The sequence below is a fragment of the Pedobacter sp. MC2016-15 genome (assembly GCF_026239695.1).
Lineage (GTDB): Bacteria > Bacteroidota > Bacteroidia > Sphingobacteriales > Sphingobacteriaceae > Pedobacter.
The window spans coordinates 147,666-164,375 of record NZ_JAPIVS010000004.1; the positions used below are offsets into that span (position 1 = coordinate 147,666).

Annotated in this window: 17 protein-coding genes; 8 read left to right on the forward strand and 9 right to left on the reverse strand. The window is 46.9% G+C overall.

The features are described from left to right. Positions 1–26 precede the first annotated feature (26 nt). The 3 genes from OQY15_RS13235 (at position 27) to OQY15_RS13245 (ending at position 4,979) form a co-directional block, all read left to right on the forward strand. Positions 27–2,465 carry a PIG-L family deacetylase gene (locus tag OQY15_RS13235; protein ID WP_265792243.1) on the forward strand — a complete coding sequence of 813 codons (2,439 nt, stop codon included), beginning with the start codon at positions 27–29 and terminating at the stop codon, positions 2,463–2,465. Positions 2,466–2,593: 128 nt separating this feature from the next. Then, positions 2,594–4,288: a sodium:solute symporter gene (locus OQY15_RS13240; protein WP_265792244.1), complete on the forward strand. Its 1,695-nt coding sequence runs from the start codon at positions 2,594–2,596 to the stop codon at positions 4,286–4,288. Between the two features lie 49 nt (positions 4,289–4,337). Further along, positions 4,338–4,979, forward strand: a complete 642-nt coding sequence (locus OQY15_RS13245; RefSeq protein WP_265792246.1) for a DUF4142 domain-containing protein — start codon at positions 4,338–4,340, stop codon at positions 4,977–4,979. Positions 4,980–5,059: 80 nt separating this feature from the next. Here the strand turns inward: OQY15_RS13245 and OQY15_RS13250 are convergent, their stop codons facing one another. From OQY15_RS13250 to OQY15_RS13260, 3 genes are all read right to left on the reverse strand, one after another. Then, entirely contained in the window at positions 5,060–5,356 is a 297-nt protein-coding gene (locus tag OQY15_RS13250) for a HigA family addiction module antitoxin (protein ID WP_265792247.1), read from the reverse strand. 10 nt (positions 5,357–5,366) lie between these two features. After that, a complete protein-coding gene (locus tag OQY15_RS13255) occupies positions 5,367–5,648 on the reverse strand; it encodes a type II toxin-antitoxin system RelE/ParE family toxin (protein WP_265792248.1) in 282 nt (93 codons plus the stop codon). Between the two features lie 114 nt (positions 5,649–5,762). Further along, entirely contained in the window at positions 5,763–7,562 is a 1,800-nt protein-coding gene (locus tag OQY15_RS13260; protein WP_265792249.1) for a hypothetical protein, read from the reverse strand. 164 nt (positions 7,563–7,726) lie between these two features. Between OQY15_RS13260 and OQY15_RS13265 the strand changes: the two genes are divergently transcribed. The 5 genes from OQY15_RS13265 to hemN all read left to right on the forward strand — a co-directional run bounded on the left by OQY15_RS13265 (position 7,727) and on the right by hemN (position 12,224). Continuing rightward, on the forward strand, positions 7,727–8,053 hold the full coding sequence (locus OQY15_RS13265) for a hypothetical protein (RefSeq protein WP_265792250.1): 327 nt from the start codon (positions 7,727–7,729) through the stop codon (positions 8,051–8,053). Between the two features lie 23 nt (positions 8,054–8,076). Next, a complete protein-coding gene (locus tag OQY15_RS13270; protein WP_265792251.1) occupies positions 8,077–9,261 on the forward strand; it encodes a PAS domain-containing sensor histidine kinase in 1,185 nt (394 codons plus the stop codon). A 7-nt stretch (positions 9,262–9,268) separates the two neighbouring features. Then, the gene (locus OQY15_RS13275; protein WP_265792252.1) at positions 9,269–10,327 is read left to right on the forward strand and encodes a response regulator; all 1,059 of its coding nucleotides are present in this window, start codon (positions 9,269–9,271) and stop codon (positions 10,325–10,327) included. Between the two features lie 84 nt (positions 10,328–10,411). After that, positions 10,412–10,867 (forward strand): lactate dehydrogenase, encoded by a 456-nt coding sequence (locus OQY15_RS13280; RefSeq protein ID WP_265792253.1) that lies wholly within the window; start codon positions 10,412–10,414, stop codon positions 10,865–10,867. After that, positions 10,860–12,224: an oxygen-independent coproporphyrinogen III oxidase gene (hemN, locus tag OQY15_RS13285; RefSeq protein WP_265792254.1), complete on the forward strand. Its 1,365-nt coding sequence runs from the start codon at positions 10,860–10,862 to the stop codon at positions 12,222–12,224. Before OQY15_RS13280 ends, hemN begins: the two co-directional genes overlap by 8 nt. A gap of 7 nt (positions 12,225–12,231) precedes the next feature. Here hemN and OQY15_RS13290 read toward each other — a convergent pair whose 3' ends face one another. The 6 genes from OQY15_RS13290 to OQY15_RS13315 form a co-directional block, all read right to left on the reverse strand. Continuing rightward, the gene (locus tag OQY15_RS13290; RefSeq protein ID WP_265792255.1) at positions 12,232–13,056 is read right to left on the reverse strand and encodes a KilA-N domain-containing protein; all 825 of its coding nucleotides are present in this window, start codon (positions 13,054–13,056) and stop codon (positions 12,232–12,234) included. 145 nt (positions 13,057–13,201) lie between these two features. Then, a complete protein-coding gene (locus tag OQY15_RS13295; RefSeq protein ID WP_265792256.1) occupies positions 13,202–13,879 on the reverse strand; it encodes a sulfite exporter TauE/SafE family protein in 678 nt (225 codons plus the stop codon). After that, positions 13,879–14,301 (reverse strand): FixH family protein, encoded by a 423-nt coding sequence (locus tag OQY15_RS13300; protein WP_265792257.1) that lies wholly within the window; start codon positions 14,299–14,301, stop codon positions 13,879–13,881. Before OQY15_RS13300 ends, OQY15_RS13295 begins: the two co-directional genes overlap by 1 nt. Next, positions 14,298–15,701 carry a cytochrome c oxidase accessory protein CcoG gene (gene ccoG / locus OQY15_RS13305; RefSeq protein WP_265792258.1) on the reverse strand — a complete coding sequence of 468 codons (1,404 nt, stop codon included), beginning with the start codon at positions 15,699–15,701 and terminating at the stop codon, positions 14,298–14,300. The genes OQY15_RS13300 and ccoG overlap by 4 nt, the downstream gene beginning before the upstream one ends. 1 nt (position 15,702) lies before the next feature. Continuing rightward, complete coding sequence (locus OQY15_RS13310) at positions 15,703–16,539, reverse strand: cbb3-type cytochrome c oxidase N-terminal domain-containing protein (RefSeq protein ID WP_265792259.1); 837 nt, start codon at positions 16,537–16,539, stop codon at positions 15,703–15,705. Beyond that, on the reverse strand, positions 16,523–16,702 hold the full coding sequence (locus OQY15_RS13315) for a hypothetical protein (RefSeq protein ID WP_265792260.1): 180 nt from the start codon (positions 16,700–16,702) through the stop codon (positions 16,523–16,525). Before OQY15_RS13315 ends, OQY15_RS13310 begins: the two co-directional genes overlap by 17 nt. Positions 16,703–16,710: the final 8 nt, after the last annotated feature.

Here is a 16,710-nt window from a genome sequence, read left to right on the forward strand (position 1 = left end):
TTATTTTCGGCAATTAAACTTGCTGTATGAATTACCGTATTCCGTTTTTATGCTTCCTGAGTATTGTGCCATATTTTGTGAAAGCCCAGGCCTCAACGCAGCTGAATGCTGCTGAGATCAGGCAGGGCCTCGAAGGCTTAAATGTCACTGGCAGTGTATTATATATTGCTGCACACCCTGATGATGAAAATACACGCCTGCTTACCTATCTCTCCAGGGAAAGGAAAGTCCGTACCGGATATTTATCCTTAACCAGAGGTGATGGGGGACAAAACCTGATCGGTACCGAACAGGGAGACCTGTTGGGGCTGATCCGTACGCAGGAGCTACTCGCAGCCAGGCGTACAGATGGGGCAGAACAGTTTTTTAGTCGCGCCAATGATTTCGGATTTTCAAAGACCTCTGAAGAGAGTTTTAAAATATGGGGCAAGGAACAGATCCTTTCGGATGTGGTATGGGTGATCCGCAATTTTCAACCGGATGTGATCATCACGCGTTTTCCTGAAGATGCACGTGCCGGTCATGGCCACCATCAGGCTTCGGCCATCCTCGCCAGGGAAGCTTTTGCTGCAGCCGCAGATCCCAAACGTTTTCCTGAGCAACTTAAACAGGTTAAAGTGTGGCAGGCTAAACGCATTGTCTGGAATACCTTCAACTTTGGAGGCGGGGGTAATACTACTGCCGACGATCAGCTAAAGCTGGATGTGGGAACATTCAATCCCCTTCTGGGTAAAAGTTATGGAGAAATCGCAGCCTTGAGCCGCTCCAACCATAAAAGTCAGGGTTTTGGTTCTTCATTGCAGCGGGGCTCATCCATCGAGTTTTTTAGTCCTGTAGCAGGTGATGCCGCCAAAACGGATCTGTTTGAAGGTCTGGATTTCAAACTGGACAGAAACAAGGGAACCGCAAAGGCCCAGCAACTGCTGAATGCGATTTATACTTCCTACGACGTTACAGATCCCTCAAAATCTATCCCTGCATTACTGGATCTGAAAGAGGAGGTGAAAAACCTGCCCTTTAAACATCAGCAGCTGGATGAGCTGATTCTTGCCTGTGCGGGCATCTGGCTGGAAACTGTGGCCCCTGAACCTGCCTATGCGCTGGATGAATCCATTCCGGTACTGATCAGTGCGATATCACGGGTGGGAAAAAACTTTCCAATGAAAATTACGCTGCAGGATAGGAGCCGCGGAAAGGTAACAGAGCTGCTGCCAAACCAGATGGCAACACAGACCGTAACGATACCTGCAAAATCTATAGGCATCACGCAGCCTTACTGGTTAAAAAAGACACATCCTATCGGGAGTTATATGATCGATTCACTGTCACATCTGGGCATGCCCGAAGCACCAGCTCCACAGGCCGGGGTCTTCAGGATCAGTTTTGGAAAACAATTTATCGATATCACCCGCCCTATAGTTTATAAACGTACTGATCCTGTAAAGGGAGAACTGTATCAGCCATTGGTGGTAGCACCTCCGGTAACGGCAACCATGACCGAGAAATCTTTTGTGTTCAGTAACAACACAGCCAAGAAAATTACTGTGCAGCTGAAAGCGTTTAAGGACCAGCTGAAAGCTGTGATCAGGCCTGAACTGCCTGCAGGCTGGAAGGTATCCCCTGAAAAGGCTGATGTCGACCTCAAGACAAAAGGCGATGTACAAAACCTGGAGTTTGTGGTGACGCCGGCGGGCAACGTGTCCGGAGGTAAGCTGTCAATCTCGGCAACTGTAGAAGGCAAGACGTATAACCAGGGGCTTAAAGTCCTGGCTTACGACCATATCCCTGTGCAAACGCTGTTCCCCATTGCTGAAGCCAAAGTGGAGCGTGCAGACCTGAAGTTCTCCGGTATGAACATCGGTTACATTGCGGGAGCGGGGGATCTCATTCCTGAATCGCTGACACAAATCGGCTACCACGTGACCTGGCTGACGGAGAAACAAGTAATCGATGGCGACCTTTCGGGATATGATGCGATCATTACGGGTGTCAGGCTGTACAATATCAACGAACAGCTGAGCGGTATGCAGCCCAGGCTGATGGAATATGTGAAAAACGGAGGTACAATGCTTGTCCAGTATAATGTGAACGGCAGTTTAAAAACAAACAATATCGGCCCTTATCCATTCAGGCTTTCGCGCGACAGGGTTACAGACGAGCAGGCAAAAGTGAGCTTTCTGGCCCCAAATGATCCTTCATTGAATTTCCCGAATAAAATTACGGCAAAAGATTTTGATGGATGGATACAGGAGCGTGGTTTGTACTTTGCAGATCAGATCGACTCCCATTATGTACCTATACTGGGCATGAATGATGCCGGGGAGCCTTCCAGCAACGGATCTCTGCTGGTGGCGCCATATGGAAAAGGAAAGTTTGTATACACCTCTCTGGCCTTTTTCAGAGAGCTGCCTGCAGGTGTGCCCGGAGCTTACCGTTTATTTGTAAACCTGATCTCTAAAAACTAAGTGATGGAACCTCAGCGCAATCAAGATCTGCCTCCTTTTGTGAAGAGCTGGAAACAGTTTTACCTGCTGCTGATCGGCTGGCTGATATTTTTGATTGCCGCATTTTACCTTTTTACAAAATATTTTCAATGAGCGAGATAGACTGGGCGGTACTGATACTTACACTGATCGTGATTGTCTCCTATGGAGTATATAAAAGTCGCGGTGCCCAGAATATCGAGGGATATTTACTGGCCAGCCAGTCATCACCATGGTACAGCGTGTGTTTGTCGGTCATGGCTACACAGGCGAGTGCCATTACCTTTCTGGCGGCGCCGGGACTGGCTTTTTCTTCCGGGATGGGCTTTGTCCAGTTTTATTTCGGGCTGCCGCTGGCGATGATTGTCTTGTGTATCACCTTTGTGCCGATTTTTCACCGTCTGAAAGTTTATACGGCATATGAGTTTCTGGAGCAGCGCTTCGACCTCAAAACGCGGGCTCTGACGGCATTGCTGTTTCTGATACAGCGGGGTCTGTCTACGGGCATCACGATTTATGCGCCTTCCATTATTTTATCCACTATCCTGAATATCAACACGACCTATACCACCTTATGTATCGGTGGGATTGTGGTTGCCTATACCGTTTATGGGGGCAGCAAGGCCGTTTCCTATACGCAGATGCTACAGATGAGTATCATATTTCTCGGGCTTTTTGCTGCGGGAATCATGGTGGTGCAGCTGCTGCCGGCAGACATCGGCTTTGGCAGAGCCATCAGTATCGCCGGAAAAATGGGGCGTACAAATGCGATTGATTTTAAGCTCGACTGGAATAACCAGTACAATGTCTGGAGTGGCCTCATCGGGGGCTTTTTTCTGCAGTTATCGTACTTTGGAACCGATCAGAGCCAGGTTGGACGTTACCTGACGGGCTCTTCGGTAGGGCAGAGCAGACTGGGATTACTGATGAACGGGCTGGTGAAAATACCGATGCAGTTCCTGATTCTGCTGATCGGGGTGTTGGTATTTACATTCTATCAGTACAACCGCCCGCCGGTTTTCTTCAACAGTTTTGAGCTGAACAAACTGGAGAAAAGCAGTTACAGTCCGCAGCTTGAGGTGCTGAAAGCAAAGTATGAGCAGGTATTTCAGGAGAAACAGCAGGGGGTGGTAAAGCTGAACAAGGCTCTGGACCTGGGCGACCAGTCGGCCATAGACCAGCAGCGGTCTGTGCTGCAGCAGGCAGACGGACAAACAAAGGTACTGCGTAAAGAGCTGACCGACCTCATGCTGAAGAATGATAAGGGTGCTGATATCAATGATAACAATTACGTTTTCCTGAGCTTCGTGACCAGATATCTGCCACAGGGGCTGATAGGATTACTGATTGCAATCATTTTCCTGGCTTCCATGGGCTCTACGGCGAGTGCGCTCAATTCGCTGGCTTCTACCAGTGTGATCGATATCTACAAGCGGCTGCTGAATAAAGAGGCCGGAGATGAAAAATACCTGAAGGCTTCACGCTGGTCGACAGTCCTCTGGGGTGCCGTATGTATCGGGATGGCCCTGTACGCGAGCAAGATCGGGAACCTGCTTGAAGCGGTGAACATTCTGGGCTCCTATATCTATGGAACGATACTGGGGGTATTCCTGGTTGCATTTTACCTCAAACAAGTGAACGGCAGATCGGTATTCTGGGCGGCGATCATTACTGAAGTGATCGTGTGTATCTGCGGATGGCAGGAGGTAGTAGCTTATCTGTGGCTCAACCTGATTGGCTGTGTGCTGGTGGTTTTGCTGGCGCTGCTGCTGCAAATGCTTTCCAGAGCCGGTAAAAAGGCTTAGAAAACCTTTTCGGATATCTGATGTTTTATGTTAAACAAAACATCATCCTATGAAAACATTAAATTTATTCGGAATATTAGTTATTGGAGCCTGTACTTTCCAGGCATGCAGCAGTCCTGAAAACCGTGCTGGCGCAGGTGATTCTGCTGTTGCAGATTCAGGAGCAACAGATACAGCAGGTGGTGCGGTACCACTGGGTTCAGGCCCGGATAGCCTTGGTGGCAGTGCTGGTAAAACCGGCGATGATACCCATATGTCTAAAGTTGACGGTGATGAATCTGCATTTTTGAAACAGGCTGCTATTGGCGGCATGATGGAAGTAGACGCAGGTAAGATCGCCATGAAATCATCCAACGCTCAGGTGAAAGCTTTTGCTTCACAGATGGTGGCAGATCATATCAAAGCCAACAATGAATTAAAGGCATTGGCTGAGAAAAAGAAGATTCTTCTTCCTATGGAATATCCTTCTGAATTAAAAGCACATCTGGATGCGATGAAGAATATGAAAGGTGCTGATTTTGATAAACACTATATCGAAATGATGGTGACCGATCATGATAAGACTATCGCCCTGTTTAAATCTGGCTCAGAAGCAGCGGATAAAGAGGTGAAGGATTTTGCCAATAAAACGATTCCTGTGATTACAGGTCATTTTGAAAAAGCAAAATCTATTCAGGCTGGTATGAAATAAGAAATATAAATATCCGCTACAAAAAAAGGCCTTTCAGATCTCAAAGGCCTTTTTTGTAAAGGTTAAAAGGTGTTTGGAGACTATGAGGCGATCGCAAACGCCTTTATGTTATCAAACTCTTTTGATTTATCATTTAACTCATTTTCAATATCATAATCATCCTGTAAGCCTAGCCAGAATCTTGCAGAATTGCCAAAGAAAATGCTCAAACGCAAGGCAGTATCTGCGGTTATTCTCCTATTTCCTCTGATAATTTCTGAGACGCGGGTTTGAGGGATATTAGTTTCCTTTGCTAAACGGTATGCTGTAATATTTAGAGGGATCAAAAATTCCTCATTTAGAATTTCACCTGGATGAATGTTAGGTAGCTTTTCCATAAGATATTTTTTAGTGGTAATCAATAATTTCTACTTCGCTCGCATTTCCGTCGGACCATTTAAAAATGATACGCCATTGATCATTTATCCGGATACTGTAATAGTCCTTCATATCACCTTTTTTCTTCTCTAACTTGTTAGATGGAGGAATGGTCAAATCCTGGAGATTCTGTGAGTTACTAATCATACGTAACTTTCTTCTACCTATGGTTTGTATTTCCATAGGCAGCTTTGATACCCTGATGCCATCCCATATTTTCTCTGTTTCTTTAGATCCGAAAGAAAGTATCATATTACCTTTAAGCGTTACTAACGTTAAAGGTAAGTATTATTAGATGACTTGTCAATACCTGATTACAAAAGATGTAGACTTGGTTGCAAGAGAATTTATAGATCCATATTTATATCAGTTAGTCTTCAGCATCATTCCTGAAATCGAATGCAATTGATCTTCTGCGTTCAGCAACTGCTGGCGCAACTCTTCGGCAGCTGCAGCTGTTGTCAGTCGCAATTCAGGAATCATGTTCCTGTAATAACTGATACCATGCTGCAGCTGTTCTGTAAACTTCTCAAAGTATTTCGTCTTTTTGGCATTGAGGTCGTTCAGCTGTGCATGGAGGTCTTGCTTCAGATAATCCACGTAGAGGTTCAGCTCGTTGATAAAGAGGTTGGGGCGACTGATTTTAAAGCTGATACTCTCCCTTCCATAGATGTGGTTCACCATTTCCTTAAGGGAATAGGTTTTTGCGAAATATACCAGGTTGGGACCCGGACAAATACTTACTGCTTTGGTTTCACGAGGCTTGAGCATATCATTTTTGAGGTATGCTGAGGTACACAGCCCCTCGCACAGGCAGATCTTCTCCGTGATCGCATCAAACTTCTCCTTAAATAGTGATGGCTCCCTTTCTGTAGCTTGCAGTTCCTGGATTTTCAGGTGCTGATACTCGCGGGAGGCGGTACAGATTGGCTGCTCTGTAAACTCAGTGTTGGTGATCAGGAATTTCTTTTTGCAGGGGCTTCCGGGTCTGCCTTTGGCAATACGCTGCAAACGAAGATCCTCCATTGTGCTTTTGCGGAAATTGTTATACCGCACACCCAGAGGGGAAGAATTGCTGACATAATAATCTTCGGGACTGGAGGCTGCGAGCGCCTGCAGGGTATCCTGATCAACATTTGTTACTTCCGGAACCAGCAGAAACGGGCTGCCCCATCCCGCAGCATCAAGCTGGTAATAGTTGATCAGAAAGTTATGCTCTTCGGCAGTGCCGATGCCACCCTGTGCGGTGATCATTAATGCCACTTTCGCGGGAGTTCTGATCTCCTTCGCTTCCAGTGCAGCATGATATATTGCGTATAGCTCGTTATTCAGCTCTGTTCTTTTCTGTTTAAACTCTTCGAGGATAGGCCCCAGCAGCAGTCCTTCGGTAGCAAAAGCATGTCCGCCGCAGTTCAGTCCCGATTCTACCCTGAACTCCGTTACCCATAATCCCTTTTTTGCCAGCATCTTTGCCTGTATCAGCGCAGAGCGGTAATCACTCACTTTGAGGATAATCTTCTTCCTGATCAGCACTGCTTTATCAGGGAAGAAATCTGTGCAGCTTTCCATATAGGAGTACAAACGCGGGTTCAATCCCGCAGAGATCACTACTGAAGAGTAGAGGCTGCTCAGGGCAAATCCGCGCATCGCAGCTACGGCATCGGTATAATCGTTACCCAGGTTTTCGTTGCCGGCGCTATAGTTAGCCTTGTCCACTTTTGACATGATATTCACGTCGATGTTTCCTGCATTCATCTGCCAGCGCAGTTCTTTCTGCAGCACATCCTTTTCTTCGCCCTCTTCCATCTGCATCATATGCCTGTATATCATCTTCGCGCGGGAATTCCCGGGCAGCAGTTCAAAGTAATTATGGATATCATTACCGGGCGCAAAACTCTGTAACCGCAGCAGCCTGAATTGCTCATTGACCAGTCGGTGCAGCAGGTTGAGATAGGCGGTAATCCTTCGGGCGCGACTATCTTCTTCTTCCTTGGGGATGGGAATATACTCCAGCTGGTTTTCCTTCAGATGAAATTCGCGCATGCGTTCGCAGAGCTCATCATCGGTAATAGAAATCACGGAAGAAATGCCATAACGGGCTACTTTTAACGGTGTATCTATGGAATAGCCTAATCCCAAAACGGGAATGTGGAAGGTATGGGTCATGCGCTTTTGGTTTTATCTGTAGCAGCAAAATAGCGCAGAAATTCCAGCTAAAAATATGATGGTGGTCACGATTTTGGATGACAAACATTAGCCGCCAATGTGATGACGGTCATGAAAATAAAGACCACACCTGCAGATATTTGAACTATCAAAACATCAATATTATGGCAACTATAGCATTAACAACCCAGCCTGCTCCATCTTTATGGACAAAATTTATAACATTCGCTGATGGTCAGCAAAAAAACAGGTTAGCCTGGTTCCTGGTATCTCTGATCCTGCATGCAACCATGCTTGTTCCCGTTACTTTTATCCTGGTATATTCTCTTGATGGACATGTCATTCCATGTCTGGCAGTGAGCATGGTGATCTTTTTCGCCAATATTGTAGCCAATATGAGCGGTGCCAATACCAGGTCTACCATCTTTCTCTTTGGATTAAGTTTATTGGTGCACAGTGTGATCCTGATTATTACCGTACTTGGTATTTAGCTATATTTGCAAAAACACCATATATGGAAAATGCGAGGCTTTTACATGCGATCATCAACACGGCAATAGATGGAATTATCACTATCGACAGCAGGGGGATCATGGAAAGTCTCAATCCATCAGCACTAAAGCTTTTCGGCTACAGGGAAGAGGAGGTGATCGGCAGAAATATTTCCATGCTGATGCCCGAACCGGACCAGTCGGCACACGACAGTTATATCGGTAACTACCACAACACCCACGAAAAGCACATTATTGGGATAGGCAGAGAAGTCAATGGTCTCCGTAAAGACGGCTCTACCTTTCCTTTCCGCCTTGCGGTAAGTGAGGTGCAGTATGAAGACCGCACAATCTTCACTGGCTTCATCCACGACCTTTCGAAAGAGAAAGAAGCGGAAGAACGCCTCCGGGAATATGCCACAGAGCTGGAAGCCCTGGTAGACGAACGTACAAAATCGCTCAAAAAAACAGTAACGGCACTCCGTGAAGCAAAGGAGGAGGTGAGCATCTCCCTGGAAAAGGAGAAAGAGCTCAACCAGATGAAAAGCCGTTTTGTTTCCATGGCTTCGCATGAGTTCCGTACGCCACTGAGTTCTGTGCAGCTTTCAGCCTCGCTTATCGAGAAGTATGCGCAGCCTTATGAGAACCCGCAGATTGCCAAACATGTACACAAAATAAAGAATGCTGTAGGCAACCTGACCACGATATTGAATGATTTCCTTTCGCTGGAGAGGCTGGAAGCCGGCAGGGTAGAGCCTGCCTTTCAGGGATTCGACCTGGTGAAACTTGCCGAGGAAATCACTGAGGAAATGCAGATGATTGCCAAGCAGAACCAGAATATCATCTATCAGCATACCGGACTGGAAAGTATGGTGCTGCTGGACCAGAACCTGATCAAAAATTGTATGATCAACCTGATCAACAACGCGATCAAGTATTCAGGCGAACATACTTTCATCGAATTTAATACAGAAGTCAGCGATACTCAGTATATCGTGACGATCAGGGACAATGGTATTGGTATTCCTGATACAGATCAGAAACATTTGTTTCAGCCTTTTTTCAGGGCTCATAACACCGGGAGCATTCCGGGAACAGGGCTGGGACTTAACATCGTGATGCGCTACGTGGGGCTCATGAAAGGTGAAGTGCAGTTTGAAAGCAAAATCAACCAGGGGACGACATTCGTTCTCACTTTTAACAGATAAACGGTTTATGAAGAAAATAAGGATACTGGTTATTGAAGACAATGACGATATCAGGGAAAGCATAGCGGAAATACTTGTACTTGCCGGATATGAGGTGTTTGAAGCAGGGGATGGCAAAGCTGGTGTGGAGCTGGCAAATGCGAACCTGCCCGACCTGATTCTCTGTGATATCATGATGCCCGAACTGGATGGTTACGGGGTCTTGTATCTGTTAAATAAGAACCCGCAAACTACGGCCACACCCTTTATTTTCCTGACCGCAAAAGCGGAACGGATGGATATGCGCAAGGGCATGGAAATGGGTGCTGATGACTACCTGGTGAAGCCTTTTGATGATGTTGAACTGCTGAATGCGATTGAAAGCCGTTTGAACAAAAGGGATAAACAGGAGCAGTTCTATAGCAAATCCATCGCGCAGCTGACGACCCTTGCGGCCGGCAATGCGGGCATAAAGGAACTGGACAAGATGATCCTGGAACGTAAGGTGCGCAGCATCAGGAAAAAACAAATTATTTATTACGAAGGTGATACTGTTAGTGGCATCTATCTGGTACTGAGCGGAAAGGTGAAAACCATCAGGCTGAGTGAGGACGGGAGGGAACTGCTGACGGGGATGTATGGCCCGGACGAATATTTCGGGATTCCCGCGCTCCTGCTCAATGAACCTTATGCCGAAACCGCTGAGGCACTCGAAGACACCACGGTTTGCCTGCTTCCTAAAGAGATGCTGGAAGAGCTGCTGAACCGCTATCCTGACGTGGCCAGACAGTTTATACATATCCTCTCCAACAACCTGCTGGACAAGGAGGAGCAGTTGCTGCAGCTGGCTTACCACTCGGTGCGTAAACGGATGTCGGAGGTGCTGATCAGGCTTTGCAAGCTGGAGAAACAGGAAGGGCAGATCAGCCTGCGCATTTCACGCGATAACCTGGCAGCAATGGCCGGGATGGCTACAGAAACGGTAAGCAGGATATTGAGTGATTTCAAGGATGAAGGGATCATCGACAGAAAGGGCAGCCAGATTGGTATCCTGGATCATGCAAGGCTCCAGCAGATGAAAAACTGATCAGGATCATATTTCTGACTGACCGATCTCATTCCATAGCAGACAGCAAGCTGCTAATTTTGATGATAAATCAATCAATTTGGGATGAGAGTAGTAGCCTACAGCATTAAGTCTTTTGAAAAAGAACCATTGGCAATAGCCAACCATAAAAAGCATGAGATTACTCTCATATCAAATTCGCTGACACCCGAAACTGTAAGTTATGCAGAGGGGAAAGAAGCTGTCATCGTTTTTACTGACGACGAGGTTACTGCCACAGTAATTAACCGTCTGGCCGACCTGGGGGTGAAATATCTCGCTACGCGCTCTACAGTAACCCTCCATATTGATCAGGATGCCGCAGCGCAGCGCAATATCAAAATCGCGAGTGTTCCGGCCATGGCCCTGCTGGCGGTGCCGGATCAGGAACTACCATTTGCACTGGCCAAAGAAACGATCCTGAACCTGGATAAATGGCAGGAAAATCGTTGCCTGGGCGCCTCATGTATCTGTTCCAGGTCTTGTGACCAGGTTAAACCTCATACTCCGGGCCATGAATAATCAGCAGCTTATCGACAAATACCACGTTCCTGCACCGCGTTATACGAGTTACCCTACAGTGCCTTACTGGGATGCTGCGGGCTTCGACGAAGAGGGATGGATCAGGCAGGTGCGGCATTCTTTCAAGCACAGCAATGACAGGGATGGCATCAGTCTCTATATCCATCTACCTTTCTGCGAGAGTCTCTGCACGTACTGCGGCTGCAATACACGGATCACCCGCAATCATGGGGTCGAACAGCCTTACATCCAGGCACTGCTGAAGGAATGGGAGATCTATCAGCTCATCTTTCAGGGAAAACCTTTGATCCGTGAACTCCACCTTGGCGGGGGTACGCCTACCTTCTTTAAACCCGAAAACCTGAAGATGCTGATTGAGGGCATCCTGGCGCCGGCAGTTATCCACCCCGAAGCGGAATTCAGCTTTGAGGCGCATCCGGGAAATACCACTGAAGCTCATCTGCGGGTGCTGCATAGTCTGGGTTTCAGAAGGCTGAGTTTGGGAATACAGGATTTTGATCCTAAAGTGCAGCTGGTGATCAACAGGATACAGACTGTAGAAGAGGTGGCGCAGGTAACGGACCTGGCGCGATTGATAGGATATACCTCAGTAAACTACGATCTGATCTACGGCTTACCACTGCAGGATGCAGCAGGACTGCAGTCGACTATTGAATCTGTACTGGAACTGACACCAGACAGGATCGCTTTTTACAGTTATGCACATGTGCCCTGGGTGAAACCAGGTCAGCGCAGGTATACGGAAAAAGATCTTCCTGATGCCAATGAGAAACAAAAGCTCTATGAGCTTGGCCGGGATATGCTGAAACAGGGGGGATACTACGAGATCGGTATGGACCACTTTACCCTCGAGCTGGATTCGCTGTATGCTGCGGAGAAAGATGGCAGACTGCACCGTAACTTTATGGGCTACACTCATCAGTACAGTGAACTGATGATCGGGTTGGGGGTGTCTTCGATCAGCGACAGCTGGACAGCCTTTGCGCAGAATGTGAAAAAGGTAGAGGAGTACCTGGAGCTGGTTAACGCCGGCCGTCTTCCGCTGTTTAAAGGACATCTGCTCAATGCCGAGGACCTGGTGATCCGCAGGCATATCTTAAACCTGATGTGTACCGGCAGAACCTCATGGGCAGCGCCTGAACAGCAGACACCTTCCCTCTGGGAGGGCTTACTGCGGATGCGGCTGATTGCGGAGGATGGCCTGGTAGTGATGGATGAAAATCAGCTGCAGGTGACACCTGAGGGTAAGAGGTTTCTCCGCAATATCTGCATGGCACTGGATGCGAGGCTCTGGGCCAATCAGCCGCAGACCCAGCTGTTCAGCATGGCAGGGTAGGTGCCCGTCAATTTATCTTTTTCACCAACGGATCAGCCAGTAAAGATTTTAATTGTGTTATAGCTATCTGGTTTAACTTAATGATTCTTTCATGTTGTGGAATCTTCATTCTTATAAATTCTGCATTCATACTTTCTATGTTAGCTAGTACTAGCAGCTGTTTGATACTCGCATGCTCTCGCATATTTCCGTTTAGCGTTGGATTGTCCTCACTCCATTGCTTGGCCGTTTTACCAAAAAGTGCGACATTCAGCACATCTGCCTCATTAGCATAAACGTAGCTGATTTGCGTGTTGGAAATGTGCTGTGGAATTATGTTTTCCTTTATAGCATCTGTATGAATACGGTAATTTATTCTTGAAAGTGTACGATTCAGGTTCCAGTCTAAAGACAATCGTCTATTCTCGTCTTCTTTCAGTCTTTGAAATTCTGTAATCAAATACAATTTAAATTCCGGGCTTAACCAGGAGCCAAATTCAAAAGCTATGTCTTTATGGGCAAATGTACCACCATATCGACCTGTCTTGGCTTTTAAGCCAATCGCCTTGGTTGTGTCTATCCATTTCTTTGAAGAGAGATAAAAACTATTCCTCCCGGCCTCACTTTTAATTCCCTCGAATTCGAAGGAATTAAAATCTGGATTGTTCAATTGTTCCCAGACCCCAAGAAAAAGGATCGTATCTTTATTCCTGAGCCAGTTTTCAATCAGGGTGCTTCCCCCCTCAAAGTTTTTTACCATGTCGGTCAGAGAGATAAAGTCTTTTTCCTGATATTTGATGATTGTAATCTCAGTACCCTTGACATTTATTATTGCCTTTTTCTCCTTCATCATTAGAATAAGTATGAGTTTCCAGTGTTTTTTGCATGACTATACAATCTTAAGATGTTTTTTTGAAAAATAAAAGAAATTTATTTCATTTAAATTAATAACTGTAATTTTGTCTTTTTATTGAAGATGAAAGCTGGTATGTAAATTCTTACCTGCATTCAGCAGTGCCGGCGGGGGCGGGGCTCAGATAGGGAATATTCAGCTCCAGCCCCCTCAGTATAAACCATAAGCCGAGGCATACCATAAAATAGGGAACCACTTTATTGAGCTGCTGTCTGAAGATCCTGCTGGTAAAACCAGCACTAATGCCAGCGATAAACATCAGCGGCAGCGTTCCCAATCCGTACCAGAACATATAACTTACAGCAGAACTGACAGTCGCGGTGTTTAAGGCTCCGGCTAAGGCCAGGTAGACAAAACCGCAAGGGAGAAAGCCGTTGATGATACCGATGATCAAGTGATTGGCCTTGTGTTTTAAGGCATAGCCGAGGGCTTTGTTAAAGGGCTTAATCCATATAGAATCAGACTTGCCAAAAGAAAAGCGGAACAGCCTGGAGGCTGCTGCCCCAAGGATCAGCAGGCCGCTCAGGATGCTGACACCCTGCTGTACACCTGCAAGCCAGATCTGACGGCCGGCAAGACCTATCAGGACGCCCAAAAGGCAGTAGGAGATGATCCTGCCTGCCTGGTAAAGCAGTTTGTTAACGATGAGGTATCCCCATCCGGTTTTGAGCGAGGGGATCGCAAAAGCCAGCGGTCCGCACATGCCTACACAGTGTATGCTGCCGAGGAGCCCGATCATAAAAGCAAGGTGCTGATCACTCATCACAATATGATTTCCTGTTCATACAAATAACTTTTTTCCTGACTGATCCATTCCAGGATCAGACGCCATGAGCCCCTTGTGAGCTGATGTGCAGGGATGATCAGCTGATGATTTGTATTGCTCTCAAAAGGCAGGAATTTGTCCAGCGCTTTATCGGAGGTCCTCATCAGCGCCGCCGTTCCTTTTGCATGTGCGCTGAACCGGATGATGATCATATCCGGCGTTACAGCGATCTCAGGCGTCGCATGGTCAGTTTTTGTCTGTTCCCTGCGGTTGTACACCTTGTTGTAATTGATGCCTTTTTCATAATAGTCAGCATCAACCAGCGCATCTTTCCTGCTGTTGAACATGATCAGCACCAATGCCACAATAAAGAGCATAAAGCTGGCCATGCCGATTATCAGTTTTGTTCCCCAATTCATAATTTTTCGTTTACAGGTGCAATAAATGTCGTTTCAAAATGATCAACCTGTTTTCCGCCGGACATCAGTCTGAAGCCTATGGTTGATTTATACCGCTGGATGGATGTCTGTGGGCGAATGACAAAAAACGTAATCTTGATACTGCCTCCAACCGCCAGGCGGTCTTCTTTCTGGATGTACTGTATTTTTACTCCCGGCTCATCCGGCACGATCTCAAACTGCAGGGGACGGCTAGTTTTATTAACCAATTCTGCATTGTACAGGTTACTTACCGTATGCTCTTTATCGCGCAGCTGATATAAAGTTCCGCCTGCGCGCAGGATGGTAGTTTTTACGTCGCTCCTGCTGATCAGCAGATAACTGAGCGTGCCCAGCAGGACAAACAGCACGGCAGCATACCCATATACCCGTTTGTTGAGGGCAAAAGCTTTGCGCTGCAGGATTTCGTCCTCAGATTTAAAGCCGATCAGCCTTGCCGGCCGCTGGATTTTCTCCATCACCATATCACAGGCGTCGATACAGGCGGTACAGTTTACACATTCCATCTGGGTACCATTCCTGATATCAATCCCAGTTGGGCATACCTGAACGCAGAGTTCACAGTCGATACAGTCGCCCTTCAGCTGCTCTTCTTTTTTTATTCGTTTACCTCTTGGTTCCCCGCGCTGGTAATCATAGGCGACAATGATACTCTGATTGTCGAGCAATACCCCCTGTAATCTGCCATAAGGACAAGCCACCGTACAAACCAGTTCCCTCATTCTTGAAAATACGAGGTAGAAAACAAGGGTAAATACACTGATGGAAATAAATCCCGAAAGGTGCCGGGATACCGGTTCAGTAATGATCCTGAGCAGCGTGCTGCTGCCGATCAGGTACGACAGGAAGATATTGGCGATCAGAAAAGAGATCAGGAGGAATACAGCATGTTTAATGCTTTTCTTGCTCAGCTTTTCTGTAGTCAGAGGTCCTTCATCCAGTTTTTTCCGTTGCGCAGGACTCCCTTCAATCCAGGCTTCAATCCTGCGGAAGACCATCTCGAGGAATATCGTCTGGGGACAAATCCATCCGCAGAAGACCCTGCCGAAAACCACCGTGAACAGCACAATGAAGATCATGAAGGAGATCAGTGCCAGTACAAATAGGTAAAAGTCCTGCGGCCAGAAGATGATTCCGAAAAATACAAACTTGCGTTCCAGAACATTCAGGAGCACCAGCTGCTCGCCATTCAGCCTGATAAAGGGCGCGGCGAACAGCAGCGTCAGAAAGAAGTAGCTGAGCAGCTCACGGTAACGGAAAAGCTTCCCCTTGATGACTTTAGGGTAGAGCCATTTCCGTTTTTTTCCGTCCTCAGTAACCGTACTGATCTGATCTCTGAATTGTGCAGGACTTTGTGACATATTATTCTTTGTTGCCCTGCGGCTCTTTCGCACCGGCAGGTTTTGTTCCTTTTAAAGACATCACATAGTTGGTGATATCGGAGATCTGTTGGGGGCTCATAGATTTTTCCCAGGCAATCATTCCTTTTTCCGGCACGCCATACTTGATGGTCTTGAATACATCTTTGACATTGCCGCCATGCAGCCAATACTCATCCGTCAGGTTAGGGCCTACAAGCCCCTGACCGGCATCCCCATGGCATGGAGGACAACGCGTGGCAAATAAAGCCTGACCGCTTTTCAGCACTGCGGCATCTGTACTGAGCTCCATGTTATTTTCATTGACAGCACTGGCCTTGTTCTCCGGACTGGCCAGAAAGGCGAGTTTATCGTCTGAGGCCTGCTGCACCTCCGCCACATATTCTTCTTCCTGCGATTGACCGTAGTGAAATACATGATAGTTAAGCAGGTAGCCGATGCCAAACAGGATGGTGCCATAAAAGAGCGCCATAAACCAGGCAGGGGTAGGGTTATTGAGTTCCGAGATCCCGTCAAATTTGTGGTCCATCACCAGCTCTGCTTCTTCTTCGATCGGTTTCAGCTGCATGAGCTTAGTCCATATCGTAGGTTTCTTTTTCTCTAAGGCTTTCCTGGATTCTTCTTCCAGTTGCCGTTGTGCTTTCTCTTCAGGTGTGGCAAAAGCCGTAGGTGAGGTCACTTCCTTTACATAAAACTGGATCACTTTGAGCAGCAGTAATGATACCCAAAGGACAATCAGGGAAGTGATGACCATCATGCAGATCACAATGTCTGTAGAGGTAATGCTGTCTGTCCAGCTGCTGTTAACTGCCTCTTTCATCGTCTTCATCGTTTAGTGGGAGTTCGCTCAGGTATTGTATTTCATCCTTTTTCATGGTAAGCACGAATATGCCCACCAGGATAAAAAAGATAAGGAAGATGGCTAGGGAGCTGAGCAGATACCCCTGGTTTCCCTCAGCGTTTTCTAAAAATTGCTTAAACATGGTGTTGT